General features: G+C 67.3%; 24 protein-coding genes, 1 tRNA gene and 1 pseudogene. 6 read left to right on the forward strand and 20 right to left on the reverse strand.

Annotated features, from left to right (window positions below; translation table 11 throughout):
• Nucleotides 1-24: 24 nt before the first annotated feature.
• Genes LJ725_RS02755 through LJ725_RS02765 form a run of 3 tightly spaced genes read left to right on the forward strand, consistent with a single transcriptional unit; the run spans nt 25 to nt 3,645 of the window.
• The gene (locus LJ725_RS02755; protein ID WP_230549084.1) at nt 25-1,488 is read left to right on the forward strand and encodes an amidohydrolase family protein; all 1,464 of its coding nucleotides are present in this window, start codon (nt 25-27) and stop codon (nt 1,486-1,488) included.
• 40 nt (nt 1,489-1,528) lie between these two features.
• Nucleotides 1,529-2,572, forward strand: a complete 1,044-nt coding sequence (locus tag LJ725_RS02760; protein ID WP_230549085.1) for an ABC transporter ATP-binding protein — start codon at nt 1,529-1,531, stop codon at nt 2,570-2,572.
• The gene (locus LJ725_RS02765) at nt 2,569-3,645 is read left to right on the forward strand and encodes an ABC transporter ATP-binding protein (protein ID WP_230549086.1); all 1,077 of its coding nucleotides are present in this window, start codon (nt 2,569-2,571) and stop codon (nt 3,643-3,645) included. Before LJ725_RS02760 ends, LJ725_RS02765 begins: the two co-directional genes overlap by 4 nt.
• 7 nt (nt 3,646-3,652) lie before the next feature.
• Here the strand turns inward: LJ725_RS02765 and LJ725_RS02770 are convergent, their stop codons facing one another.
• From LJ725_RS02770 to LJ725_RS02855, 18 genes are all read right to left on the reverse strand, one after another.
• Entirely contained in the window at nt 3,653-4,396 is a 744-nt protein-coding gene (locus tag LJ725_RS02770) for a hypothetical protein (protein WP_230549087.1), read from the reverse strand.
• A gap of 10 nt (nt 4,397-4,406) precedes the next feature.
• The gene (locus tag LJ725_RS02775) at nt 4,407-5,429 is read right to left on the reverse strand and encodes an NAD(P)/FAD-dependent oxidoreductase (RefSeq protein ID WP_230549088.1); all 1,023 of its coding nucleotides are present in this window, start codon (nt 5,427-5,429) and stop codon (nt 4,407-4,409) included.
• Nucleotides 5,430-5,510: 81 nt separating this feature from the next.
• The gene (locus LJ725_RS02780) at nt 5,511-5,807 is read right to left on the reverse strand and encodes a c-type cytochrome (RefSeq protein WP_230549089.1); all 297 of its coding nucleotides are present in this window, start codon (nt 5,805-5,807) and stop codon (nt 5,511-5,513) included.
• A gap of 260 nt (nt 5,808-6,067) precedes the next feature.
• A tRNA-Met gene (locus tag LJ725_RS02785) sits at nt 6,068-6,144 on the reverse strand.
• 59 nt (nt 6,145-6,203) lie between these two features.
• Complete coding sequence (locus LJ725_RS02790) at nt 6,204-7,484, reverse strand: alkaline phosphatase family protein (RefSeq protein WP_230549090.1); 1,281 nt, start codon at nt 7,482-7,484, stop codon at nt 6,204-6,206.
• A gap of 19 nt (nt 7,485-7,503) precedes the next feature.
• Nucleotides 7,504-8,496, reverse strand: a complete 993-nt coding sequence (locus tag LJ725_RS02795; RefSeq protein ID WP_230549091.1) for a Bug family tripartite tricarboxylate transporter substrate binding protein — start codon at nt 8,494-8,496, stop codon at nt 7,504-7,506.
• A gap of 42 nt (nt 8,497-8,538) precedes the next feature.
• Nucleotides 8,539-9,678 carry a tRNA 2-thiouridine(34) synthase MnmA gene (mnmA, locus tag LJ725_RS02800; protein ID WP_230549092.1) on the reverse strand — a complete coding sequence of 380 codons (1,140 nt, stop codon included), beginning with the start codon at nt 9,676-9,678 and terminating at the stop codon, nt 8,539-8,541.
• Nucleotides 9,679-9,733: 55 nt separating this feature from the next.
• Nucleotides 9,734-10,270, reverse strand: coding sequence for a hypothetical protein (locus LJ725_RS02805; RefSeq protein WP_230549093.1), 537 nt, complete (start codon nt 10,268-10,270; stop codon nt 9,734-9,736).
• Nucleotides 10,271-10,295: 25 nt separating this feature from the next.
• A complete protein-coding gene (locus LJ725_RS02810; protein ID WP_230549094.1) occupies nt 10,296-10,868 on the reverse strand; it encodes a hypothetical protein in 573 nt (190 codons plus the stop codon).
• A 209-nt stretch (nt 10,869-11,077) separates the two neighbouring features.
• On the reverse strand, nt 11,078-11,284 hold the full coding sequence (gene iscX / locus LJ725_RS02815; protein WP_216965895.1) for a Fe-S cluster assembly protein IscX: 207 nt from the start codon (nt 11,282-11,284) through the stop codon (nt 11,078-11,080).
• A 9-nt stretch (nt 11,285-11,293) separates the two neighbouring features.
• Nucleotides 11,294-11,620 carry a ferredoxin family 2Fe-2S iron-sulfur cluster binding protein gene (locus LJ725_RS02820; RefSeq protein ID WP_408015714.1) on the reverse strand — a complete coding sequence of 109 codons (327 nt, stop codon included), beginning with the start codon at nt 11,618-11,620 and terminating at the stop codon, nt 11,294-11,296.
• A 27-nt stretch (nt 11,621-11,647) separates the two neighbouring features.
• The gene (hscA, locus tag LJ725_RS02825; RefSeq protein ID WP_230549095.1) at nt 11,648-13,543 is read right to left on the reverse strand and encodes a Fe-S protein assembly chaperone HscA; all 1,896 of its coding nucleotides are present in this window, start codon (nt 13,541-13,543) and stop codon (nt 11,648-11,650) included.
• Nucleotides 13,540-14,052, reverse strand: a complete 513-nt coding sequence (gene hscB, locus LJ725_RS02830) for a Fe-S protein assembly co-chaperone HscB (protein WP_230549096.1) — start codon at nt 14,050-14,052, stop codon at nt 13,540-13,542. The genes hscA and hscB overlap by 4 nt, the downstream gene beginning before the upstream one ends.
• Nucleotides 14,053-14,060: 8 nt before the next feature.
• The gene (locus tag LJ725_RS02835) at nt 14,061-14,468 is read right to left on the reverse strand and encodes a HesB/IscA family protein (RefSeq protein WP_230549097.1); all 408 of its coding nucleotides are present in this window, start codon (nt 14,466-14,468) and stop codon (nt 14,061-14,063) included.
• Between the two features lie 20 nt (nt 14,469-14,488).
• Nucleotides 14,489-14,893, reverse strand: a complete 405-nt coding sequence (gene iscU, locus LJ725_RS02840) for a Fe-S cluster assembly scaffold IscU (RefSeq protein ID WP_230549098.1) — start codon at nt 14,891-14,893, stop codon at nt 14,489-14,491.
• Nucleotides 14,894-14,924: 31 nt separating this feature from the next.
• On the reverse strand, nt 14,925-16,163 hold the full coding sequence (locus LJ725_RS02845; protein ID WP_230549099.1) for an IscS subfamily cysteine desulfurase: 1,239 nt from the start codon (nt 16,161-16,163) through the stop codon (nt 14,925-14,927).
• 18 nt (nt 16,164-16,181) lie between these two features.
• Nucleotides 16,182-17,312, reverse strand: coding sequence for a cysteine desulfurase family protein (locus tag LJ725_RS02850; RefSeq protein ID WP_230549100.1), 1,131 nt, complete (start codon nt 17,310-17,312; stop codon nt 16,182-16,184).
• 17 nt (nt 17,313-17,329) lie between these two features.
• Nucleotides 17,330-17,770, reverse strand: coding sequence for an Rrf2 family transcriptional regulator (locus tag LJ725_RS02855; RefSeq protein ID WP_230549101.1), 441 nt, complete (start codon nt 17,768-17,770; stop codon nt 17,330-17,332).
• Between the two features lie 273 nt (nt 17,771-18,043).
• Between LJ725_RS02855 and LJ725_RS02860 the strand changes: the two genes are divergently transcribed.
• Nucleotides 18,044-18,718 (forward strand): alpha/beta hydrolase, encoded by a 675-nt coding sequence (locus LJ725_RS02860; RefSeq protein WP_230549102.1) that lies wholly within the window; start codon nt 18,044-18,046, stop codon nt 18,716-18,718.
• Here LJ725_RS02860 and LJ725_RS02865 read toward each other — a convergent pair whose 3' ends face one another.
• The gene (locus LJ725_RS02865; protein ID WP_230549103.1) at nt 18,719-19,801 is read right to left on the reverse strand and encodes an anhydro-N-acetylmuramic acid kinase; all 1,083 of its coding nucleotides are present in this window, start codon (nt 19,799-19,801) and stop codon (nt 18,719-18,721) included.
• Between the two features lie 66 nt (nt 19,802-19,867).
• Here LJ725_RS02865 and tyrS point away from each other — a divergent pair, with 66 nt between their 5' ends.
• A complete protein-coding gene (gene tyrS, locus LJ725_RS02870; RefSeq protein ID WP_230549104.1) occupies nt 19,868-21,121 on the forward strand; it encodes a tyrosine--tRNA ligase in 1,254 nt (417 codons plus the stop codon).
• A gap of 128 nt (nt 21,122-21,249) precedes the next feature.
• A pseudogene (locus tag LJ725_RS29290) lies at nt 21,250-21,489 on the forward strand (ISAzo13-like element transposase-related protein); the annotation flags it as partial.
• On the opposite strand, the gene LJ725_RS02875 reads toward LJ725_RS29290, so the two are convergent.
• Nucleotides 21,413-24,562: a DUF3971 domain-containing protein gene (locus LJ725_RS02875; RefSeq protein ID WP_230549105.1), complete on the reverse strand. Its 3,150-nt coding sequence runs from the start codon at nt 24,560-24,562 to the stop codon at nt 21,413-21,415. The pseudogene LJ725_RS29290 and the gene LJ725_RS02875 sit on opposite strands and share 77 nt — an antisense overlap.
• Between the last annotated feature and the right edge of the window lie 4 nt (nt 24,563-24,566).

Below are 24,566 nucleotides of genomic sequence, written 5' to 3' on the forward strand. Positions count from 1 at the left end.
GTCAGCAAGCGGAGTGAAACGTCCATGAAGACGACCAAGATCGCCGGCCTCGACCATCTCGTCGGATGGGACGAGGCCGAAGGGCGACACGTCTATCTCGAAAACGCCGATCTCGTGTTCAAAGGCAACGAGATCGCCCATGTCGGACCGGGCTACACGGGCCCGGTCGACGTCACCATCGACGGCAAGGGGATGATGGCCATCCCCGGCCTCGTCAACGTGCACAGCCATCCCTTCTCGGAGCCGGCCAACAAGGGCCTGACCGAGGAGTACGGCAGCGACAAGCTCGGCCAGAGCTCGCTCTACGAATACCTGACGGTGTTCGGCCTCAATCCCGAGGATGCCGGCCCCTCGTCCAAGGTTGCGGTCTCGGAACTGCTGAAGAGCGGCGTCACGACGATCACGGATCTGTCGATGGCCCGTCCCGGCTGGGCGGACGATCTCGCCGCGACGGGCATTCGCGCCGTGGTCTGCCCGATGATGCGCCAGGGAGTCTGGTACACGAAGAACGGCCATACGGTCGAATATGCCTGGGACGAAAAGGCCGGCGAGAAAGCCTTTGAAGCGTCGATGAAGACGCTCGACGAGGCCGCGAAGCATCCGAGCGGCCGGCTCTCCGGCATGGTGGGCCCGGCGCAGATCGACACCTGCCGCGAGGGCTTCTTCAAGGAGGCCCTGCAGGAAGCCAAGCGGCGCGGCCTGCCGATGCAGACCCATGCCTGCCAGGCCGTCGTCGAATTCCACGAGATGGTCCATCGCCACGGCAAGACGCCGATCGAATGGCTGGACGCGATCGGCGTGCTGGGACCCGACCTGATCATCGGCCACGGCATCTTCCTGAACGACCATCCGCAGATCCACTATCCGCACGCCAACGATTTCAAGCGGCTGCGCGATTCCGGCGCCTCGGTCGCGCACTGCCCGACCGTGTTCGCGAGGCGCGGCATGGTGATGAACTCGATCGGCCGCTACATGGATGCCGGCATCACGGTCGGCATCGGCACCGATACTTTCCCGCACAACATGCTCGATGAGATGCGGTTGGTCTGCTACCTCGCCCGGGCCATCACTATGAACTACAAGATGGGCACCACGCGGCACGCCTTCGAGGCGGCCACGATCGGCGGCGCGAAGATGCTGCGCCGGCCCGACCTCGGCCGGCTGGCGCCGGGCTGCAAGGCCGACTTCTCGCTGGTCGACATGAGCCATCCCTACATGCAGCCGGCCCACGAGCCGGTGCGCAGCCTGATCTACTCGGCGGGCGACCGCGCCATCCGCCACGTCTATGTCGACGGCACGCAGGTCGTGAAAGACGGCAAGGTCCTCACGGTCGACGTCGAGGCCGCGACCGCCGGCCTGGTCGAAGGCCAGCGCAAGCGGCTCGAAACCGTGAGCCAGCGCGACTGGGCCGGCCGCACCGCCGACCAGCTCGCCCCGCCGGTCTATGCCACGCGCGATCGCCTGCCGCAGTCGCGGCCGGTGACCTAGCCGTGGTGCAGGCTGTCATCCCGAGCGAAGCGAGGGACCTTTGAAGCAACAGGAAAGGTCCCTCGGCCTGCAGCCTCGGGATGACGGGGGTGCGCTCCTCGACGTGAAGGGCCTGCGCACCGAGTTCCGCTCCGGCGGCAGTTCGTTCGCGGCGGTCGACGGAATCAGCTTCTCACTCGCGCCCGGGGAGACGCTTGGAATCGTGGGCGAGTCGGGCTGCGGCAAGTCGGTGACGTCGCTGTCGATCATGCGGCTGGTGCCCAATCCGCCGGGCCGTGTCACCGCCGGCGAGATCAGGCTTGAGGGCCGCAACCTGCTCGACCTGCCGGAAAGCGAGATGCGCGCGGTGCGCGGCGACGACATCGCGATGATCTTCCAGGAGCCGATGACCAGCCTCAACCCGGTGCAGACCGTGGGCGAGCAGATCGTCGAGGCCGTCCAGCTCCATCGCCCGCTCTCCGCGGCGGAGGCCCGGGCGCGCGCACTGGAGATGCTGCGGCTGGTCAAGATTCCCTCGCCCGAAACCCGCCTCGACGAGTATCCACACCAACTCTCCGGCGGCATGCGCCAGCGCGTGATGATCGCCATGGCGCTGGCCTGCGACCCGAAGCTGCTGATCGCCGACGAGCCGACCACGGCGCTCGACGTCACCATCCAGGCGCAGATCCTCGACCTGCTGCGCGACCTGCGCGAGCGCACCGGCGCCGCCATCATGCTGATCACCCACGATCTCGGCGTGGTGGCGGAACTCGCCCATCGCGTGATCGTCATGTATGCCGGCCGCATCGTCGAGGAGGCGCCGGTTGGGCTCCTGTTCAGCGACCCGCAGCATCCCTACACGCTCGGTCTCCTGGGCTCTATCCCGCGTTTGGGCAGCGACGGCGACGAGCGCCTCACCGCCATCGAGGGCGTGGTGCCCAATCCCTATGCCCCGCCGCCCGGGTGCCGCTTCAGCCCGCGTTGCGCGCTCGCCGATGCGCAGTGCCGCGCCGAACAACCCACCTTGCGCGAAATCGCGCCCGGCCATCGCTCGGCCTGTTGGAAGGCGCCACTCGATATCGCCCTCGCCGAGGCCGCGGCATGAGCACCGAGCCCCTGCTTTCCGTCACCGGCCTCACCAAGCACTTCCCCGTGAAGCGCGGTATCGTCTTCCAGAGCGCCGTCGGCACCGTGCGCGCCGTCGATGGCCTCACCTTCGACGTGGCGCCGGGCGAGACGCTGGCGCTGGTCGGCGAATCGGGCTGCGGCAAGTCGACGACCGGCCGGCTGGTGCTGCGCCTGATCGAGGCCACGCAAGGTACGATCCGGTTTGCTGGCCGCGACGTGCGAACGCTGTCCCGCGGCGCGCTGCGCGACCTGCGCCGCGACATGCAGATCATCTTCCAGGATCCCTACGCGTCGCTGAACCCGCGCCTCACCGTGGGCGAGACGCTGGCCGAGCCGCTCAAGCTGCACGGCATCGCCACCGGCGAAGCGCTGCGCCGGCGCATCGACGAGTTGCTGGGCGAGGTCGGCCTCTCCGCCTGGCATGCGCTGCGCTACCCGCACGAATTCTCCGGCGGCCAGCGCCAGCGCATCGGCATCGCCCGCGCGCTCGCCTCGCAGCCCAAATTGATCGTCTGCGACGAGCCGGTGTCGGCCCTCGACGTCTCGATCCAGGCGCAGGTGATCAACCTGCTGCAGGACCTGAAGGCCAAACTCGGCCTCTCCTACATCTTCATCGCCCACGATCTCGCCGTCGTGCGACACATCTCCGACCGCGTCGCGGTGATGTACCTCGGCAAGATCGTCGAGTTGGCACCGAAGCGCAGCCTGTTCGCCCGCCCGCGCCATCCCTACACCCAGGCGCTCCTGTCCGCCGTGCCGGTACCCGATCCCACCGCCCAGCGCGCCCGCATCCGGCTGGCCGGCGACGTGCCAAGCCCGCTCAACCCGCCCAAGGGCTGCCGCTTCCACACACGCTGCGCGCACGCCCAGGATCGCTGCCGCCAGGAAGAGCCCCTGTTGCGGCCGCTTCAGGACGGCGACGGCGCGAAAGGCCAGGTCGTCGCCTGCCACTTCGCCGAGAGCATCGTGCCGCCCGCTCTCGTGCCCGAGAACGATCCGCCCTACGCGCGCCGGCTGGCGGCGCTCCGCAAGCTCTCGGCGGTGGCCTGAAGGCGGCTCACGCCAGGGGAATCACTTCCTCGACCATAGCATCCAAGACGAGGTCGTCGGAGGCGCTGAGGAGCCAGAGAGCGCTCACGTCGAGCGTTAGGATGGACCGGTCCCACCAGCGCTGGATGAGGTCCTGCAGCACCTCCGCTTCCGCCCCCCCCAGGTGATCGACGAAGTTGAAAAGGCCCACGAGGTAAAGGTTCGTCTCGGGCCTGCCGATAATGCGCTGGGCTTGGCGCAGCAGGTTCTCACCATCCCGACACTCTGGATAGACGCGCAAATAGAGGCGGCCGATGTTGATGTTGCCGGAGAACAGGCCCCGCAACTCGACGTGCAAAGGTCCCATTCGCCTGAAAGCCGCCCGCTCTTCGTCGGAAACGCGGTACGGTATCTGCTTCGAGAGGGAGCCGCAGATCGTCGCGTGCAGCCTCGCCCGGCGCTTGGCCAGGAGATCCCAAGCGATCTTGTGTGCGAAGGGTGCACGCCTGAGGTCGGCCTCCAATTCCCGATAGGCGGCCGACCTCTCGAGTGCGTCCGGAGGAACCGGTAGCACCAGCGAGAAGATGCGATCGTGCCGGCCCATGCGATAGGCGCCGTCGGGTCGCGACCGGATAACGTCGGGATGATCCGGCACGATCAGGGGCAGGTGCGCGAGGCGGTAGGCCTCGTCCAGACGGAGCTTCGCTCCGGGCGCGAACCGCGTCCGGCTCTGCAGATAGCCGAGTTCGGAATCGGTGCAGAGATCGACCACGCGATGGGCTTCAGGCATCCGGAACACCCGACGTTGTCGAGTATTCGAAGTGGAGCGGCGTCTCGGGATGGATCAGCGCGTAGGCCGAGCGGGCCGCAATCGCTGCCTCCGCGAAGCCCGTGAGGATCAGCTTCAGCTTGCCAGGATAGGTGACGACGTCGCCCACGCCGAAGATGCCGGCCTTGTTCGTCGCCCCGGTCGCGGGATCGACTTCGACCTGGTTGCGTTCGAGCGCCAGCCCCCAGTCGGCGATCGGTCCCAGCGACATCGAGAGGCCGAAGAACGGCAGCAGGATGTCCGCCTCGATGCGCCTCGTCTGACCGTCGAGCGTCGCGACCGTCACCGCCGTAAGCTTGCCGTCGTCGCCTTCCAGACCGTGGAGCTGGTACGGCACGACGAGGTCGATCCGCCCTTCCTTCGCCAGTGCCTTGAGGCGCGCTTCGCTGTCGGGCGCGGCGCGGAAACGGTCGCGGCGATGGATGACCGACACGCGGCCCGCGATCTCGGCGAGCGAGAGCGCCCAGTCGACGGCGGTGTCGCCGCCGCCCGCGATCACGATGCGCTTGCCGCGGAAGGTCTCGCGCTGGGTCACATAGTAGAAGACGCTCTTGCCCTCGTAGGCCTCGATACCCGGCAAGGGCGGCCGGTTGGGACCAAACGCGCCGACGCCGGCGGCGATGATCACCGCCTTGGCTTGCAGCACGGTGCCTTTCGACGTCGTCAGCCGCCAGAATCCACCGGTTCGCGGCTCCAGAGTCTGGACCTGCTCCCCCAGGTGATAGACCGGGCGGAACGCGGCCGCCTGAGCCTTGAGCCGGACGATCAGTTCGGCCGCCTCGATGCGGGGAAAACCCGGAATGTCGTAGATCGGCTTCTCGGGGTACAGCGCCGTGCACTGCCCGCCGGCATCGTCGAGCACGTCGACGACGTGGCAGTTGAGGCGGACCATGCCGCACTCGAACACGGTGAACAGGCCCACCGGCCCCGCCCCTACTATGATGACGTCGGTCTGTTGAGTCTGTCCGTTGGCCATGATCCCAAATTGACGCAGTCGCTGGGCAAATGAAAGCCCCGGCGCGCTTCGCCCCGGACCTGAAACGGGATTCGCCGACGGCTAACGCAGGCTGAGGATGTAGGCCACCAGGGCATCGCGCTCGGGGGTGCTCAGGCTGAAATCGGGCATGAGCGTGTGTCCCCGCGACAGATACCGGTCGATCGTGGCCGCCGTCGTGTCGGGCCGGGCGGCGATCGCCCGGAAACTCGGCGCGCTGTCCGTGGCGAGACGCTGATTGGCCTCGACGACATGGCAGCCCGTGCACCAGCGCTTCGCCAGCGCACTGCCGGTCTCGAGGGTCTGGGCGGCGACGGGAAACGAAGCCAGCAGCGACAGGAGCACGAGGGCCCTTTTCATGTTTTCCTCACCGAGTGCGCGGAAGCGGCCGGTTGCCGGTGGGCGCCGACCCGCGCCGATCATGCAGATGAGCCGGCAGTTGGTTCCTTGATGTGCGTCAAGCCGGAGCCTGCACCGGCAACGGCGCGGAGACTGAGGCGTGTTCGCGCACTCAGGCAGCGCATTCGGTGGCGCGATGTATGGGGAGATCAACGGCCCCACGCCAGCGTGGGAGCATTTCCCCGCCAACCTAGGGGCATCCCGGGAGGTTGGCGAGGAAATGGTAGCTGGGGGCGGACTTGAACCGCCGACCCCGGCATTATGAGTGCCGTGCTCTAACCAGCTGAGCTACCCAGCCACGGGTGGGCGCTATTAAGCGGCGGGGCCGCTCGCTGTCAAGAAAAGCGGATGCCCGTTTCAGGTCGAAATCGGGGTGCCGTCCATGCCTTCCGCGCGTATCCCGAGAAAACCCAGGACGGTGGGCGCGATGTCGACCAGGCTGGTCGCGCGCCCGGCTTCGCCTGGGGCAAAATCCGGGTGGATGAAGGCGAGGAACGGCCGGGTTTCGCTCGGCCCGAGCCCGCCATGGTGGCCACAGCCGATGTCCGGCGTCCCCTCGCCGTCCTCGACCAGCCAGCGTGTTCCGGGAACACCGAACTCGTTCGGCTCGTCGTGCCGCGTCGTGTCCACGGCGGCAAACAGCGTCTCGCCGGTGAGGCCGGTGGCCGCCAGCGCATCGCCCGTCAGGATCGAACCGGCCCACGGCTGCCGCGCCATCGCCGGCAGCAGATCGGCCAGCGCCCTCCTCGTCCCGGCGGCGGCGTAGATCAGCGCCGAGGTGCCCTGCGAGGCGACGCCGATGCGTCCCGCCTTCAGGTCGGCTTCCAGCCCCTGCGTCGCCAGCCATTGGCCGACATGCACCGAGCGGGCGATCGTCTCGTGTCCATGGTCCGATCCGACGACGAGCAACGTGTCGAAGCGGTCAGCATGGGCCTCCACCGCCGCAATGACCTGCGCCACCAGCCGGTCCGTGACCTCAAGCGCATGAAGATGCTGCGGCGAGCCCAGCGGATCGTGGTGCAGCGTGAGATCGGGGTTGGCGAGCCAGAGAATGGCCAGCCCGAAACCGTCCGCGGGAACGACCTCGTCGCAGAAGCGCCGCGTCATCTCGATGTCGCCATCGAGATCGTGGGTAACGTCGAGATGTGCGTCACCCGTGAGCGAGACGCCACCGGGGCCGAACGAGCCGGCGCGATGCAGGACAGTCCCGAAATGATCGGGATCGAGGAAATACGCGGCGCCAGGCGAGACGTTGGAGTAGGCGATCTGCCCGCCGTGTGGCGCCAGCCGTTCCGCCATGGTTGGCACCCGCAAGGTTCGACCGGTGACGCGGCGCATTGTCTCGCGGAACGACGGCGCGCCGACATTGTGGACGACGATTCGGCCATCCTCGACCAGCGCCATCTGGTTGCCTTCCAGCCCGTGGCGGCCCGGGAAGCAGCCGGTCGCTATCGAGGCCGCGGAAACGCGCGTTACCGACGGAAAGACGGCGCGATGATCGCCAGCGCGCAGATGGTTCGCCATCAGGCGGGCGAGCGTGGGCGTGCGGGCCTCGGAAATCCATTCGGCGCCGAGGCCGTCGCAGATGATCAGGATCGCCCGGCGGCGCGGAGGGTTCATCAAGCCATGATAGACCATGTCCGCCACCGGCCAATCGTCATTCCGGCTGGAGGCCTGCCTGTGCCACGATGCGGTCGCTCTTGGCCACCTCGTCCAGCACGAACTGGCGGAACTGCTCCGGCGTGGATCCGACGGGCACGGCTCCCTGGTCACGCAAGGCACCCTGCACGTCGGGCGCCGCCAGCGCGGCCACCAGTCCGCTCCGAAGGCGATCGACGATGTCGCGCGGCGTGCCCTTCGGGACCGCCACACCCACCCATGTATTGAACTCGTAGCCCGCGAAGCCCAGCTCGGCCATCGTCGGCACGTCGGGCAGCGCGTTGGACCGTTGCGACGAGGTCACGGCGAGCGCCCGCAGCTTGCCCGAGCGGACCAGCGGCACGGCGGCCGGCACGCTGCTCACGGCCATGTCGATGTGCCCGCCGACCGCGTCCTGCACCAGAGGCCCGGAACCCTTGTACGGAATGTGGACCAGTTTCACCTGCGCCATGCTCGACAGGAGTTCGGCCGCGAGATGCTGAGGGCTGCCGCTGCCGATCGATCCGTAGCTCACGGAGTCGGGCTTGGAGTTCGCCGCTGCGATCAGTGTCGCGAGCGACTTCGACGGCGATGCCGGCGCGACGAAGACCAGCGGGAAGGTCGCGACCAGCATCACCGGCTCGAAGTCCGTGCGCGGATCGTAGGTCATGTTCCTGAAGAGGCTGGCGTTGATGGCCATCTCGCTGGCCGCGCCGAAGAGCACCGTGTAGCCGTCCGCCGGGCTCTTCGCGACGCCCGCCGCGCCGATCATGCCGGTGGCACCGGGCTTGTTCTCAATGACAACAGATTGGCCGAGCGTCTCGGCGAGGCGCTGCGCCATCGCCCGTCCGGTGATGTCGGTGCCGCCACCCGGGGGATACGGGATGACGAGACGGATCGTCCTGGCGGGATAGCCGTCCGCGCGCGCCGCCAGAGGCGTGGAGAAAGCCAGAAGGAGCGCCGCCAGCGAGTCGCGACGCGAAAAGGGTCTTTGGGGGCCGTCATGTGACATGCCGGCCTTATGGCCGGATCGCGTGACTCCGCGATGACAGGCTCAGGCGAAACGGCGGATGAAGCCGCCGCCCAGCACACGGCTCCCGGTCGAACGGTCATAGGCCACGCAGGCTTGCCCCGGGGACACGCCGATCTCGGGTTCAGGGAACCTCACCACCGCGCCCTCGCCCGTCAGTTCGATCTCGGCCGGCCGAAGCGCTTGGCTCGACCTCACGCGCACCAGCACGGACAGACTGCCCGCGTGCGGCGCATCCAGCCAGTTCACGTCGTAGAGCTCTATCTCTCCGCGCCCGAGTGCCGCGCGAGGACCGACGACGACGCGGCGGGTCTCGGGCTCTAGTCTCACGACGTATAGGGGATCGTTGTCGGTGCCGTCGCGTCCACCCAGCGCCAGCCCGCGGCGCTGGCCGACGGTGTAGCGCACGATGCCTTCGTGATGGCCGACCACCGTACCCGCCATGTCCACGATCTCGCCCGGCTCCACCGCCTCCGGCCGCAGCTTCTGGACGACCGACGCGTAGTTGCCGCCCGGCACGAAGCAGATGTCCTGGCTGTCGGGCTTGTCGGCGACGGTGAGACCGAAGCGGCTGGCCAGCGCCCGCGTCTCGCTCTTGGGCAGGTCGCCCAGAGGGAAGCGCAGGAAACCGAGCTGCTCGCGCGTCGTGCCGAACAGGAAATAGCTCTGGTCGCGCGCCGGGTCGGCACCGCGATGCAGTTCAGGCCCCGCCGGCCCCATCACGCGCCGGACATAGTGACCGGTCGCCAGCGCTTCGGCGCCCAGTTCGCGCGCGGTCTTCAGCAGGTCGCGAAACTTGACGGTGCGATTGCAGGCGATGCAGGGCACCGGCGTCTCGCCGCGCGCATAGGCGTCGGCGAAGCTATCCATCACTTCGGCGCGAAATCGACTCTCGTAGTCCAGAATGTAGTGCGGGATCGACAGGCGCTCGGCCACCTGCCGGGCGTCCTGGATATCCTGGCCGGCGCAGCAGGCGCCCGACTTTCCGATCGCCACGCCGTGGTCGTAGAGCTGGAGGGTGACGCCCACGACATCGTAGCCCTGCTCCTTGAGCAGCGCCGCGGTCACCGACGAATCGACGCCGCCCGACATGGCGACCACCACGCGGGTATCAACTGGCGCCTTGGCGATGCCGAGGGAATTGAGGGAGGATGTGCGGGCCATGGCCGGGCCTATATAGGCCGCGGTCCCTGCTTCGGCCAGCGCAGCACCATGCCCGCTAGTCGCGGCGGCGGCCCGTGTCCCGTACCACCTTGGCGACGCCGTTGCGGTCGTAAACGATCGACACGCGGTCGCCCATCTGGATGTCGCCGTCGTCGTACTGTGCCACTGTCACCCGCTGGCCGTCGTCGCGCTGGACGGTGACCTCGATGCCGCGACGGGTCGAATTCTGGTCGATCGCCGTGCCGGCGATCCCTCCCGCGACGGCACCCAGCAGGCCGCCGACCACCGCGCCGCCGACCGAGTTCGTGATCGCCCCACCGGCCACTGCGCCGCCGGCCGCGCCGATGCCGCCACCGATCAGGGTTCCGTCGCTCATGCCCGAGCCTCGGCTGCCGCGGACCGGAACCTCGCGAATGGAAACGACCCGCCCGTTCTCGCCGCGATAGCTCGGACCTTGGGAAGATGTGTTGACGACGCCCGGCTGGACACCGCCGCCGGTACCCGTGCAGGCACTCAGACCGGTAACGAGAACCGCGGGGACCAGCAGGCCGAGGAACCACTTGCCGAACATGTGAAGGGAAGCCTTTCGCACTCTCGATCCAATCAAACGACAGCCTTCAGTCCGGGTTGCGCGAGGTGTCGCGCACGACCTTCGCCACACCCCGGCCATCCTGCACGATCTGTACGCGGTCACCCAGCTGGACGTCCCCGTCGTCGCGCTGGGCCACGGTCACGCTTTGCCCGTCGTCGCGCTGGACCGTCACTTCGATACCTCGGCCGCCGCTGCGCTGACCGTCAGCGATCGTACCGGCGATCGCGCCGCCCACGCTGCCGAGGAGAAGACCGACAAGGCCGCCTCCCACCGTGTTGCTGGTGATCGCCCCGAGGGTCGCCCCGATACCACCACCGATGATGCCACCCATCAGGGCACCGTTGCCGTTGCCGCTCCCGTAGCTGCCGCCGGTACCGGCCAGCCCGACCTCCCGGATGGAAACCACGCGGCCGGCGCCCACGGGAGCACTGTAGGCGACCTGGGTCGGAGAGCCTGGCGACTGCCCCGCGACCGGTCCGCCGGCGATCGGCACGCTCGAACTCACGATGCCGGGCTGGATGCCATTCGACGCACAAGCACCCAGCCCTGCGGCCAGCAAGAGCGGCAGCAGCAGAGGACGAACTCTCGTCGCGATCATGATGAGGGACCCCTCCCGGATAATTGGCTTGTCGCCCATGTTTCCGGCCGAATTACGGCGTCCGCCGACACCTGCGGCCGGGGTTCTTCCGTGCCAAGTTCGCGCACCGATATCTCATTCTGCGCAGCACGGGCTGCAAACGTCTCGAAGGGCGCGTAAACACTGCGGGGTTCGCGAGCCTTGCCGCTCCTTCTCGGGCCCGCAGGCCCCTAATCCCGCTCGTCGATCCAGGCCGCCTGGATGGCCTCAAGAATCTTCTCGTTGGAGCGCGAGGCATCGTCCTCGAAATCCGGCAGCTCCATCACCCAGCGATGCAGGTCGGTGAAGCGCAGGTTCACGTTGTCGACGTCGGGATGGCGCTCCTCGAGTTCGATCGCGATGTCCTGCACGTCGGTCCAGCGCAACTTGCGGGCCATCGCACTCTCCTACTTGTCGACCATCATGTTGCGCGTGGCGGCCGGCAGCTTCACCACAAGCCCATCGAGCGCCTCGGTCATGCGGATCTGGCAGCCCAGGCGCGAGGTGTGCGTGAGGCCGAACGCGAGGTCGAGCATGTCCTCCTCGTCGTCGCTGGCCGGTCCGAGCTTGTCGAACCAACCGGTCTCCACCACCACGTGGCAGGTCGAACAGGCAAGCGAGCCTTCGCAGGCTCCCTCGATGTCGACGTGGTTGCGATGCGCGATCTCGAGCACGGAGAGACCGAGCGGCGCATCGACTTCCTTGCGCGTCCCATCCCTCAGAATGAATGTCATCTTCGGCATCTCTTGCTCTCGCTCCGCTTACTCGCCAACCCGGCTTTCCAGTTCGCCCATCGACATGCCCGAGAGCGCCTGGCGGATGCCGCGGTCCATCCGTCGCTCCGCAAAGGGCTTGGACAAGGCTTCGAGCGCCTCGGCCGCCGCATTGATTTCATCCCGGCTTTCGCCGGCCATCGCCGCTTCGAGGCGGGTGCGCGCGGCATCGATGTCGGCGCGCTCCTCGCCCGACAGGAGGCCCCCATCCTTCGCGAGCGCCGCTTCCAGTGCCAGCAGGCTTCGCCGCGCCTCGACCCGCGCCTCGGTGAGAAGGCGCAGGTTCATGTCGGCCTCGGCATTGTCCATGCTGTCGTACAGCATGTCGGCCATGTCTTCGTGGCTCAGCCCATAGGAGGGCTTCACCTCGACCCGCTGCGCCACGCCGGTGGTTCGCTCCTCGGCCGAGACCGTCAGCAGCCCATCGGCATCGACCGCGAAGGTCACGCGGATGCGGGCCGCACCGGCGGTCATTGGCGGAATCCCCAGCAGTTCGAAGCGTGCCAGGCTGCGGCAGTCGGCGACCATCTCGCGCTCGCCCTGGACGACGTGGATCGCCATGGCGCTCTGGCCGTCCTGGTAGGTCGTGAAGTCCTGCGCGAGCTGCGAGGGAATCGGCGTATTGCGCGGCACGATCTTCTCTACGATGCCGCCCATGGTCTCGAGGCCGAGCGACAACGGCGTCACGTCGAGCAGCAGCGTGTCCCCACCGCCCGTCAGGGCCTCGGCCTGCAGTGCGGCGCCAAGCGCCACGACCTCATCCGGGTCGATGTCGGTGAGCGGCGGCTTGCCGATCATCCCCGCGACCTTCGTGCGGACCAGCGGCACGCGCGTCGAACCGCCGACCAGAACCACGCCCTCGATGTCGGACGCGGCCATGCCGGCATCGGCCAGGACGTTGCGGCTGATCGCGAGTGTGCGGTCGACGAAAGCGTCGATCATGGCGTCGAACTCGGCGATGGTGAGCGTATGGAACGACGGCACGCCCGCGACCTCGAGCCGGCCCGACGTCTGGTCGCGATCGGAAAGCTGTTCCTTCATGTGGCGCGCCAGCGCCAGCGCGGCCTTCACCGCGGCTTCGTCGACCTCGTCCGGCAGCCCATCCCGCTTGCGCTCGGCCAGCATGCGTTCAGCAATGGCGCGGTCGAAATCGTCGCCGCCCAGTGCGGTGTCGCCGCCGGTGGCGAGGACCTGGAACACGCCCTTCTCCAGGCGCAGCAGCGAGAAGTCGAAGGTGCCGCCCCCAAGATCGTAAACCGCGTACAGGCCTTCGGAGCCCTTATCGAGACCGTAAGCGAGGGCGGCTGCTGTCGGTTCGTTGACCAGCCGAAGTACCTCGAGGCCCGCCACGCGGGCGGCATCGCGGGTCGCCGTGCGAGCGGCGTCGTCGAAATAGGCCGGGACGGTGATGACCGCCCGCTCGACCGGCTTCTCCAGCGCCGCCTCGGCGCGGGCACGCAGGGCCTTCAGAATCTCGGCCGAGATTTCGACCGGCGAGCGCGCCTTGCCGCCGATGCGCAGCTTCACCATGTCGGTCTCGCCGGTGCCCGGCTCGACCTCGTAGGGAAGCACGCCGGCCACGGTATGGAGATCGCCCGCGCCTCGGCCCATCAGGCGCTTGATGGAAGCGACGACATTGCGCGGCTCGGCGGCCATGACAGCACGCGCCTCTTCGCCGACCAGCACGCCCCCCGCTCCCGGATAGGCCACGACCGACGGCACCAGCGCCTTGCCGGTCTCGTCGTGCAGCGCCGCCGGCTTGCCGTCGCGGGCGATGGCGACCACCGAGTTGGTCGTGCCGAGATCGATGCCGACCGCCAGCGAGCCCTCGCCGGCATGCGGCAGCGGCGTCTCGCCCGGCTCGTGGATCTCCAGCAAGGTCATGCGTTCGACCGTTCGATGTTCATGCGTCGCGCCCGCGCCTCCTCGGCAAACTTGTCGAGGTAGCGCAGGCGAAGGAGCGCCTTTCTGATGGCGGCCCTGTCGTTTGCCAAGAACAAACTGGCGAGCCCCGCCAGTGCTTTCTGTACGCCCCGACGGGCTTCCGCGGCGAGCGCGTCCACCGCTTCGACCGTACCGGCCTCGTGCAGCGCCTCGCGTGCTTCCATGGCTTCCATCAGAAGTTCCGGGTCGTCGATCGTCTTGCCGTCGCCGGGCATTTCGACCCCTGCGCGGCTGGCCATGTAGAAGGCACGGCTGAGCGGATCCTTCAGGGTACGGTAGGCTTCATTGAGCGATGCGGCTTCGGCCGAGGCCCTGGCGCGCTCCTCGGGCCCCCGGGAGACGAACCGGTCGGGATGCCACTGTCGCTGGAGCGCGAAATAGGCACGGTCCAGCGCCGCGGCATCGAGATCGAGCGCCGCCGGCAGCCCCAGCCGCGCAAAATGATCCATGATCGACTTCAGACGTGGAAGGATTCGCCGCAGCCGCAGCGGCCCTTCTCGTTCGGGTTCCTGAAAACGAAGCCCGACTTCAGCTTCTCTTCCTCGTAGTCCATCTCGGTGCCGATGAGGAACAGCGAGGCCTTCGGATCGACCAGCAGCCTGACGCCGCCGCTTTCGATCACCTCGTCCATCGGCTCCTGCTTGTCGGCGAATTCCAGCGTATAGCTGAGACCCGAACAGCCCTTGGTCCGTACGCCGATGCGGATGCCCGCCGTCGGCTTGCCACGACCGTCGATCAGCGCCTTCACGCGCTCGGCGGCGAGCGGCGTCACCGTCATGAGCTGGGGACGGGGACGACGCGGGCGCGGCGCAGCCGGGGCTGCTGCGGGGGCCGCCGGCTTCGGGGTCTCGGTGGTCGTGGTCATACGCTGGGCTCCGAAATGGCCTACTCGGCCGCCTTGTCGTCCTTCCGGGTCGCCTTGGCGCGATAGTCGGCGATCGCCGCCTTGATCGCGTCCTCGGCCAGGACGGAACAGTGGATCTTCACCGGCGGCAGCGCGAGGTGCTTGGCGATGTCGGTGTTCTTGATGGCTTCGGCCTCATCGATCGTCTTGCCCTTGACCCACTCGGTGACGAGCGAGCTGGAGGCGATCGCCGAGCCGCAGCCGAAGGTCTTGAACTTGGCGTCCTCGATCAGCCCGTCGGGACCGACCTTGATCTGCAGCTTCATCACGTCGCCGCAGGCCGGCGCGCCGACCAGGCCCGTGCCGACATCGTCGGCCGACTTGTCGAGCGAACCGATGTTGCGGGGATTCTCGTAGTGATCGATCAGCTTTTCACTGTAGGCCATGACACTCTCCTCGAACCTTGAAGCGGCGCCCCTAGTGGGCGGCCCACTCGATGGACTTGAGATCGATTCCTTCCTGGGCCATTTCCCAGAGAGGGCTCATTTCGCGCAGCTTGGTGACGTGGCGCACCAGTTCGTCGACCGCGGTATCGATCTCATGCTCCGTCGTGAAGCGACCGAGGCCGATGCGCAGCGACGTGTGGGCCATCTCCTCCTCAACGCCGAGCGCACGCAGCACGTAGCTGGGCTCGAGCGAGGCCGAGGTGCAGGCCGAGCCGGACGAGACCGCGAGGTTCTTGATGCCCATCATCAGCGATTCGCCTTCCACATAGGCGAAGCTGATGTTGAGATTGCCCGGAATGCGCTGCTCGAGGTCGCCGTTGACGACGATGTCGGTCAGCTTCGCGCGCAGGCCGTTCAGCATCCGCTCCTGCAGCTTCTTCAGCCGCTTGGCCTCGGCGTCCATTTCCTTCATGCAGATCTCGGCCGCCTCGCCGAGGCCGACGCAGAGCGGCGTCGGCAGAGTGCCCGACCGGAAGCCGCGCTCCTGCCCGCCGCCGACGATCATCGGCACCAGACGCACGCGCGGCTTGCGGCGGACGTAGAGCGCGCCGATGCCCTTCGGCCCGTAGATCTTGTGGCCCGAGATGCTCATCAGGTCGATGTTGAGCGCCTCGACATCGAGAGGGATCTTGCCGGCAGCCTGCGCCGCGTCGGTGTGAAAGAAGACCTTCTTCTCCCGGCAGATCCGCCCGATCTCGGCCAGCGGCTGAATCACGCCGATCTCGTTGTTCACGGCCATGACAGAGACCAGCACCGTCTTGTCGGTGATCGCCGCGCGCAGCACGTCGAGGTCGAGGAGACCGTCCTGGCGGACCGGCAGGTACGTGACCTCGAAGCCCTGCTGCTCTAGATGGCGGCATGTATCGAGCACGCACTTGTGCTCCGTCACCGTCGTAATGATGTGGTTCTTCCGGTCCTTGTAGAACTCGGCCACGCCACGGATGGCGAGGTTGTTCGACTCGGTGGCACCCGAGGTGAAAATGACCTCCTTCTCGTCCGCACCGATCAGCTTCGCGACCTGGGCGCGCGCCTTCTCGGTGCCCTCCTCCGCCTCCCAGCCGTAGGCGTGGCTGCGGGAGCCCGAGTTGCCGAACTTGTGTGTGAAGTACGGCATCATCGCCTCCAGAACCCGCGGGTCCATCGGCGTGGTGGCCTGGTAATCGAGGTAGATCGGCTGGTCGTTGCGCCGGATTTGGGTAATGGCTGTCATGCTAACCCCTTGAAACTCCTACGCTGCCCTGGCCCTAGACGGTGTGTGGGAAATATCCGACTTTGTTACTCGGATATATAGGCTCTGCCACGCGGTGATCAAGCGCTCGATGTCGCCTGCCTCGCTGTTCCAGCCGAGGCTGACCCTAATCGCCGACGCCGCTTCTGCGGCCGGGACGCCCATAGCCGTGAGAACAGGCGACTGTTGCACCTTGCCGGACGAACAAGCCGCCCCCGCACTGATGCAGACACCGGCAAGATCCAGCGCCATGACCTGCGTTTCAGCCGGGACGCCGGGCATGGAAATGCAGGTCGTATTGCCGAGACGAGGCGCGTTCGCGCCGTAGATCCTCGCGTCGCGCGCGGTCTGGACGAGAGCAAGTTCCAGACGGTCGCGCATTTCCACGACATCGAGCACCCGACCAGAAGCCTGGGCAGCGGCGGCGAAACCTGCGATGCCGGCGACGTTCTCCGTGCCGGCCCGGCGATTGGACTCCTGTCCGCCACCCCGCCGATCCGGCACGAGCGGCGCTGCCTTGCGTACGATCAGCGCGCCGACGCCGGTCGGACCGCCCAGCTTGTGAGCCGAGACGCTCAGATAGTCGACGCCAAGTTCCCGCATGTCGACCGGCACCTTGCCGGCCCCCTGCACAGCGTCGCAGTGGACGAGCGCGCCCGCAGCGCGCGCAAGGCGCACGACCTCTCCGATCGGCTGGAGAACCCCGGTCTCGTTGTTGGCCAGCATCACCGAAACGAGTGCAGGTTCGGGCGATGCCGCAAGTGCTACTTCGAGCGCTCCAAGATCGACAACGCCCTCGCCATCGACCGGCAGGGTTTCCGCCCGAGGCGCCGCACGGCGCACGCTGTCGTGTTCCACGGCCGAAACCAGCACCCGCCGGCGCCCGGCGCCCAACAAGGCGAGGTTGTTGGCTTCGGTCCCGCCCGACGTAAAAACCGTCTCGCCCGGCGACGCACCAACCAGCGAAGCCACTTCGCGCCGCGCCTTGTCCACGATCGCCCGCGCCTTCCGGCCGGCGGCATGGACCGACGACGGGTTTCCGCCCACGCGCATCGCCTCGACCATGGCGTCAAACGCGGCCGGCCTCAGCGGGCTTGTGGCGTTGTGATCGAGGTAGGCGACGGCCGACATGGATTGGGGAACCCGTACTAGCTGGCCGCGGCCATCGTGTCGGAGTTGGCGGGCGCCGGTGCCTCCAGCAGGCGCGACGCGAGCTTGCGCTCGAGCACGTCGAGCAGGGTCACCGAACTCAGGAAGATATGGATTTGGTTACCGAGCTCTTCCCAAAGATCGTGGGTCAGGCACTTGCTGCGGTCGGCACGGCATCCGGTGGCCCCCATTTCGGTGCAGCGGGTGGCGCTGATCGGCTCGTCGACCGCCAGGATGATGTCGGAAACGCGGGTATCGGCCGAACCGCGGGCGAGGCGATAACCGCCGCCCGGACCGCGCACGCTCTTGACCAGGCCAGCCCGGCGCAGGCGGGCGAAAAGCTGTTCGAGATATGATAGGGAGATTTCCTGGCGCGTGGCGATATCCGACAGGGAAACAGGCTTCGCCTGCGCGTGCCGGGCCAGATCGACCATCGCCATGACGGCGTAACGTCCCTTGGTGCTGAGCTTCACAGCATCCTCCTCGCGGCCAAAATCAGCCAGTCTTCGCCCTCGAAGCGCCTAAAGTTCTTGAAAACCAAGGCGTTACTACGATATGCCAGCGCCCCAGACAGGGGCTCTGGGCAAAAACCAACCGTGTGGCTCGGATTTAATTAATCCCAGCGGGTTGGTCAAGTATAGAGAATCCCCACGAAACAACCGCCAGATCGGTTACGACCGGAGTGTCGATCAGGGTGAAGAACCGGAGTCTCGATGCCTGACGTGATGTTCACCGGCCCCGAAGGTCGCCTCGAGGGTCGCTATCACCAGAGCAAGGAAGAACGCGCGCCGATCGCGCTGATCCTGCATCCGCACCCGCAGTATGGCGGGACGATGAACCACAAGGTCGTCTTCTCGCTGTTCCATGTTTTCGTGAACCGCGGCTTCTCCGTGCTGCGCTTCAACACGCGCGGCGTCGGCCGCAGCCAGGGACGCTTCGACAATGGCATGGGCGAGTTGTCCGATGCCGCGGCCGCACTCGACTGGCTGCAGGGCATGAATGCCAACGCCAAGTCGTGCTGGATCGCCGGCTATTCGTTCGGCGCGTGGATCGGCATGCAGCTCCTGATGCGCCGGCCTGAGATCGACTGCTTCGTTTCGGTCGCGCCGCCCGCCAACTCCTACGACTTCGCCTTCCTTGCGCCCTGCCCCTCCTCCGGCCTCATCGTCGGCGCGGAGAAGGACGAGGTCGTGCCGCAGGCCGACATCCAGAAGCTGGTGGCACGCCTGTCGCTCCAGAAGGGCATCACGGTCGAGTCACGCACCATCAAGGGCGCCAACCACTTCTTCCACGACTCGCTCGACAAGCTCGCGGTCGACGTCGACAAGTATGTCGCCAAGAGCCTGCTCAATCCGCCGGGCCGCGCGACCAGCAACAAAGAGCCCTAGCTAGGGCTTACTGAGCCGGCCGCCCGTCATCGGACGCGGCGCACCGGTGGTCCCGGGAAACGTCAGCGGCAGGCCTCGCAGGGAGCGCACCGCGAGGAACGCGAAGGCCTGCGCTTCGAGCGCATCGCCGTCCCATCCGAGGTCAGCCGCCGTCACGACCTTGCTGTTCGTCTCCTCGGCGATCGCACGCAGCAGAGTCGGATTGCGCGCACCGCCGCCGCAGATCACCCATTGCACAACCGGCGCGGGAAAATGCTTCGACGCGAGTGCAATGGCGCGGGCCGTGCCGCGCGTCAGCGTGGCCGCGCCGTCGACGACACTCAGCCCCTCGGCCCAGCCATCGTTGAAGTCGCCGCGGTCGAGCGACTTGGGCGGCAGCTTTGCGAAGAAGCGGTGCTCGGCGAAGCGCAGCACCCGGCCGCGATCGACCTTGCCGGCGGCCGCCAGCGCCCCGTCCCTGTCGTAGCGCTGACCGGCGCGGCGGGCGCACCAGTCGTCGATCGGCGCGTTGCCCGGGCCCGTGTCGAAGGCGAGCAGCGAACCGTCGGCGCCGATCCATGTGACATTGCCCACGCCGCCGACGTTCACGACCGCGAGCGGCCGCGGCAGATCGGCGGCCAGGGCGGCGTGATAGACCGGTACCAGGGGCGCGCCCTGGCCGCCGGCCGCGACGTCGGCCGAGCGCAGGTCGCTCACGACCCGCACACCCAGCGCCTGCGCGAGTGCCGCGCCGTTGCCGATCTGCCAGGTGAAGCGGCGGTCGGGCTGATGGGTGATCGTCTGGCCGTGGAAACCCACGAGGTCGAGCTTCTCCGGCGCTATGCCGCTCTCGGCCGCCCAGGCCCTTACTGCCTCGATATGCAACTCAGTGACCAGCCGTTCGGCCGCCCGCGTCGCGTCGGTTTCGGCGGTGGCGCCGAACGCCGCACGGATGATGCGACGCGCTTCATCCGGATACGCCAAGGTCAGGGTCGGGCCGAACGAGGCCACCCGCTCGCCGTCGGTCTCGATCAGCGCCACGTCGACACCGTCCACAGAAGTGCCGCTCATCAGGCCGAGGGCCCGCAGGAAAGATGAAGCCATGGGGGGAATGTGTTACACCCCCGGCGCCTTCGGGGACAATCAGCCAAGCAACGGACCGAGCGGAAGATGTCGGGTTTCAAGTCGGATTTCATGCGTATCGTGCACGAGCGCGGCATGGTTCATCAGTGCAGCGATACCGCGCGCCTCGACGAGTTGCTGTCGAGCGGCACCCGCACCGCCTATATCGGCTTCGACTGCACCGCCGACTCGCTGCATGTCGGCCACCTGCTGCAGATCATGCTGCTGCGCTGGTGGCAAAAGAGCGGTCACAAGCCGATCGCGCTGATGGGCGGCGGCACGACCAAGGTCGGCGACCCCTCCGGCCGCGACGAGACCCGCCAGCTTCTCACGCCGGCGCAGATCGACGACAACATGGCGAGCATCAAGAAGAGCTTCGCCAACTACCTCGCCTTCGGCACCGGCGCGACCGACGCGGTGATGGCGAACAACGCCGAGTGGCTGGACGACCTGCTCTACATCCCGCTGCTGCGCGACGTCGGCCGCCACTTCTCGGTCAACCGCATGCTGACGATGGACTCGGTGCGGTTGCGGCTCGAGCGCGACCAGCCGCTGACCTTCCTCGAATTCAACTACATGATCCTGCAGTCGTACGATTTCGTGGAACTGCACAAGCGCCACAACTGCATCGTGCAGATGGGCGGCTCGGACCAGTGGGGCAACATCGTCATGGGGGCCGATCTCGGCCGCCGCATGCAGGGCGCCGAACTGTTCGCGCTGACCTCGCCGCTGCTCACCACCGCCTCCGGCGCCAAGATGGGCAAGACCGCCGCCGGGGCCGTCTGGCTCAATCCCGACCGCCTGTCGCCCTACGACTTCTGGCAGTACTGGCGGAACACCGAGGACGCCGACGTCGGCCGCTTCCTGAAGCTCTTCACCGACCTGCCACTGTCCGAAGTGGCGCGCCTTGAGGCATTGCAGGGCCAGGAGATCAACGAGGCGAAGAAGATTCTCGCCACCGAAGTGACCACCCTCGCCCACGGCAAGCAGGCCGCCGAGAGCGCCGCCGAGACGGCGCGCCGCACCTTCGAGGAAGGCGCCAAGGCCGACACGCTGCCGACCGTCGAACTGCCGCGCGCCCGGCTCAAAGCCGGCATCTCGGCGTTCGAACTGCTGCACGAGGCCGGGCTCGCCGACAGCAAGAACGAGGCACGCAAGCTCATCAAGGGCGGCGGCGGCCGGCTGAACGACAAGCCGATCGCCAGCGACACCACGACGGTGGGCGAAGCCGATCTCGATTCCGAAGGAACGTTGAAGCTCTCGGCCGGCCGCAAGCGGCACGTGCTGGTCCGCGCTGTCTGATCCCGGAGACGTCATACCCCGGCCACGAGTTCGCGGCCGACGCTTCCGAAGGCGGCCTTTCAATCCCGAAGCTTGCCAGGTTCGTCTGAGTTCAGCGGCTCATCCGGACATGAGGATCCTACGGTGTCCACGATATCGGCGAGAGTGCTCGCCGGGTGAGCCTTGGCATCGACCACGACACGGCGAACCTCGCAGTCAACGCCATGCGGCGCAGGTCGCAGTCCATGGGTGAGCGGCGCAATCCCAGGACAACCCGCCTGACGATAACGGCCGATGAGGATCCCTGCGCCGTCAGGGTGCCCGCTTCATCTCCTGGGCGCCCGAGGGCGGAGTCGTGGGGGCGGTGCCTGTATTCGGCTGCGAGTTGAACAGGTCGCGCAGCGCACCCGGCGTGACGGCGGACATCATGTTCACGTCGGTCTTGAGATCGTCGAACGGGCCGTGAAGCTGGTAGGTAACGGCGAACAGGCCGCCGTCCTTGCCTCCCGTCAGCAGTGGCCCCAACAGGGGGACGTTGGACAGAAGGTTGTTGAGCGCGAAGGCCGGCACGACGACGCCGTTCAGCAGCGCAGTGTCCTGACCGATGTCGATGACGCCCTGGGTCGTGAGTCCGATCGACTGGCCGCTGGTGCGTCCGTTGCGAACCTGGATCTTGTCGCCTGCCTTGACGAGGTTGGCGCTCAGACTGTCGAACTGCTGCAGGGCGTTGCCCGCGCTGTTCAGCCCGTCGATCGCCGAATTGAGGGTCCCGATGTCGCGCCGGGTCATCACGCGCTGGAGCCGGTACGGCCCCATCTTCAGCGTCGCGTCGAGTGGCGGATCGGCCCAGGTATCGTTGAACTTGCCGTCGATGCTGAGATAGCCGCCGACCAGCCCGTCGATCCAGCCGGCCTCGCTGAGCAACTGGCCGAAATCGGCCACGTAGAACGAGAGCGAGCGCCCCTGCGCCGCCGGGCCAATGCGCAGGGTCGCCCCCTTTCCTCCGCCCATGGTGAGATCGGCAGAGGCCACACGGTCACCGACGAACTCCATTCGGCCATTGAGATAACCGAGCGTGCCCCGCTTCAGGACGATGTTCTGGATTTGAACGGTCGCCTTGGTGCTCGTGCGCGAAACCGACGCCGCGCCCTTCGGTTCACGGGCCGCGGCCTCGTTGCGCGCGTTCATCGCGTCGCGAACGCGCTGCATCTCGAGCGACGGCCCCCGCACCGCGATGTCGATTCCGCCCGGATGACGACGCCAGTCGACGGATATGTCGGTCAGGCCGAGCTTCACCTGCTGCAGAGCAATCTGCTGGACACTGCTGTCGGCGCCGAACCGAACCTGCCCCTTCGTCTGCAGTGTCGCGGCCCTCGCGTCGAAGTCCGCGGTGGTGATCTTTCCTCCGGCCGCAAGCTTCAGCGTCATGGTCGCGAGCGCGTCACCGCCCGCCTCCTTGGTCCAAGCCAGGGGCGGCACGGCAACTTTCGCCGCCTTCATGTCGAAGCGGCCGGAGACCTCGCCCGTACCGTTGGGCGCCACCTGGTAGAGGAGCATGGTGCCGATCGGACCGACGACGAAAGGCTCGACCGACGGGAAGCCCGCCTTCTCGATGATCGCCGAGGGGATCGTCCCCCGCACATCGTAGCGCCGGCGGAAGGGAGCCTTCGCGGCAAACATCTCGCGCCAGGTCACGTCGACCGTGTTGCCGTCCAGCTTGCCCTGGCCGACCACGCTCAGCTCGGAGTTTCCGTACTTTACGCGCGCTGTCGCGTCGGTCAGGTCGACCTCGCCCAGTACGTCCTTCAGGGAGAAACCGGTGAGTTGCGCGTCGGCCGCGATGTCGATCTCGGCCACCGTCAGGGCATCGATCAGCGGGAAGCTCAGCGACACGTCGACCGCGACGTTGCCGCCCAATCGCCGATGATCGTAGAGCACCTCCCGCGGCAGGCCGAGCTTGGGCCGAGCGAGGAAACGGATAACATCCTGCGCCGAGCCGGTGATGGGCAGCCGGATCGCCGCCATCTGCGGAGAGGGCTTGTCCAGCCCCGTGAGGTCGATCGTGCCGTCCGTGACCGTGAGGTTGACCGCGTTGCCGCGCTTCACGTCGAAATGCAGCGTTCCGCCCTCGTAACGCGCCTTGCCCGACACGTCCTGGATCTCGGGCATGTGCGGCATGTAGCGAACGCTCAGCCCGCCATAGTCGAGGAAGGCGACCATCCGGTCGACCTGCATCTCCGACAGGTCGCCGACGGGAGCACTCGTGGCGAATTCAGCCGCCAGGTCGACAGTGCCCTTGCTCACGTTGGCGAGCGCCCACTGCCGGCCTCCTTCCGCGAAGCCGAGGGGCCAATAGTCGCCCAGCTTGTCGACGGGGATCTGCCGGACCTCCGCGCGGCCGACGAAATGTCGACGCTCTTCCGCCCGTCGCCCGGTGCCTGTGACGACCACTCGGGCGGCGCCGAAATCGAAGTCGACTCGTTCGATCCTGGACGTATGGTCGACGTTGTCGATGATGAACTGCGCCGCCATGGCATGGACCTGGTGGGTCGCCGGCAGGATACCCGGCAGCGTCACGCTGCCGTTGTTGCCACTGATGTCGACGGCAACGTTCCTGATCTCCCCATCGCCGCTCCCGTCGATCTGGAGGCGCCCCGACAAGGCGATGTCGACCCCGCGCAGGATCGCCAGATCCGGCGAAAGATCCGCGAAGATCCAAGGCTTGAAGCCGCCGATCCGGGCCTCGAGCGAGATGCGACTGCGATCCCGCGTGTAGGTGCCGGCGAGAGACAGGTCGACCGGGTCGCCGTGCCCTTCGAAGCGCGCATCGGCCGTGATGAAGACGCCTGCGGTGTCGCGACGGAGTTGAGCGTTGGCGCTGGGCGCCGTCCAGGTGAGCCCGGTCTTCAAATCGCGCAGGATGACGTTCGCTCGTTCGATCAGCACCGAGTCGAGCTGGCCGATCAGGGATTTGTAGTTCGGCTCGGCCAGCAGTTGGTCGACGAGGATCGACACCGCTGCCCCCTGCGCCCCGCCTTCCTGCGAGGTGAAGATGCGCTGGAGCATGCCGCCCTCGCGCGCGATGTTCGCCTCGATCTCCGGGCGCGAGATGACGATTGACGTCGGGAGCAACATGCCACGCACGAACGAGCGTGGTTCGAAGGTGAGCGCGGCCTCAGGGACGGTCGCGATCACCTGCCCCTGATTGTTGGTGAAACGCAGGCCGGCGAACGCGAGCCTGATGGGCCGGCTGAGACCGCTCCATTCGAAGGAGATGCGGTCGAAGTCGGGATGGATCTCGTTCCCCGGCACGTCGATCAGACGGGCGATGCGGGGCTTCAGGAAGTCGAGATCGACGGGCCCGGCCATCAGCCGGAGCGACGCCACGACAACGAGCGCGGCCAGCACCAGCACGACACCGGCCGTCACACGCACCACTAACCGGTAGGTCCGCCTGACCAAACTC

This window comes from Reyranella aquatilis (genome assembly GCF_020880995.1).
Classification (GTDB): Bacteria; Pseudomonadota; Alphaproteobacteria; order Reyranellales; family Reyranellaceae; genus Reyranella; species Reyranella aquatilis.

Coding starts and splice junctions, on each gene's coding strand:
- LJ725_RS02845 (WP_230549099.1), bottom strand. CDS start 16,163: ATGACAGCCATTACCCAAATCCGGCGCAACGACCAGCCGATCTACCTC.
- LJ725_RS02755 (WP_230549084.1), top strand. CDS start 25: ATGAAGACGACCAAGATCGCCGGCCTCGACCATCTCGTCGGATGGGAC.
- LJ725_RS02790 (WP_230549090.1), bottom strand. CDS start 7,484: ATGGTCTATCATGGCTTGATGAACCCTCCGCGCCGCCGGGCGATCCTG.
- LJ725_RS02795 (WP_230549091.1), bottom strand. CDS start 8,496: ATGTCACATGACGGCCCCCAAAGACCCTTTTCGCGTCGCGACTCGCTG.
- hscB (WP_230549096.1), bottom strand. CDS start 14,052: ATGGATCATTTTGCGCGGCTGGGGCTGCCGGCGGCGCTCGATCTCGAT.
- LJ725_RS02775 (WP_230549088.1), bottom strand. CDS start 5,429: ATGGCCAACGGACAGACTCAACAGACCGACGTCATCATAGTAGGGGCG.
- LJ725_RS02865 (WP_230549103.1), bottom strand. CDS start 19,801: ATGGCTTCATCTTTCCTGCGGGCCCTCGGCCTGATGAGCGGCACTTCT.
- LJ725_RS02850 (WP_230549100.1), bottom strand. CDS start 17,312: ATGTCGGCCGTCGCCTACCTCGATCACAACGCCACAAGCCCGCTGAGG.
- LJ725_RS02855 (WP_230549101.1), bottom strand. CDS start 17,770: ATGGCGATGGTCGATCTGGCCCGGCACGCGCAGGCGAAGCCTGTTTCC.
- hscA (WP_230549095.1), bottom strand. CDS start 13,543: ATGACCTTGCTGGAGATCCACGAGCCGGGCGAGACGCCGCTGCCGCAT.
- LJ725_RS02860 (WP_230549102.1), top strand. CDS start 18,044: ATGCCTGACGTGATGTTCACCGGCCCCGAAGGTCGCCTCGAGGGTCGC.
- iscU (WP_230549098.1), bottom strand. CDS start 14,893: ATGGCCTACAGTGAAAAGCTGATCGATCACTACGAGAATCCCCGCAAC.
- LJ725_RS02810 (WP_230549094.1), bottom strand. CDS start 10,868: ATGATCGCGACGAGAGTTCGTCCTCTGCTGCTGCCGCTCTTGCTGGCC.
- tyrS (WP_230549104.1), top strand. CDS start 19,868: ATGTCGGGTTTCAAGTCGGATTTCATGCGTATCGTGCACGAGCGCGGC.
- iscX (WP_216965895.1), bottom strand. CDS start 11,284: ATGGCCCGCAAGTTGCGCTGGACCGACGTGCAGGACATCGCGATCGAA.
- LJ725_RS02765 (WP_230549086.1), top strand. CDS start 2,569: ATGAGCACCGAGCCCCTGCTTTCCGTCACCGGCCTCACCAAGCACTTC.
- LJ725_RS02820 (WP_408015714.1), bottom strand. CDS start 11,620: ATGACATTCATTCTGAGGGATGGGACGCGCAAGGAAGTCGATGCGCCG.
- LJ725_RS02780 (WP_230549089.1), bottom strand. CDS start 5,807: ATGAAAAGGGCCCTCGTGCTCCTGTCGCTGCTGGCTTCGTTTCCCGTC.
- mnmA (WP_230549092.1), bottom strand. CDS start 9,678: ATGGCCCGCACATCCTCCCTCAATTCCCTCGGCATCGCCAAGGCGCCA.
- LJ725_RS02835 (WP_230549097.1), bottom strand. CDS start 14,468: ATGACCACGACCACCGAGACCCCGAAGCCGGCGGCCCCCGCAGCAGCC.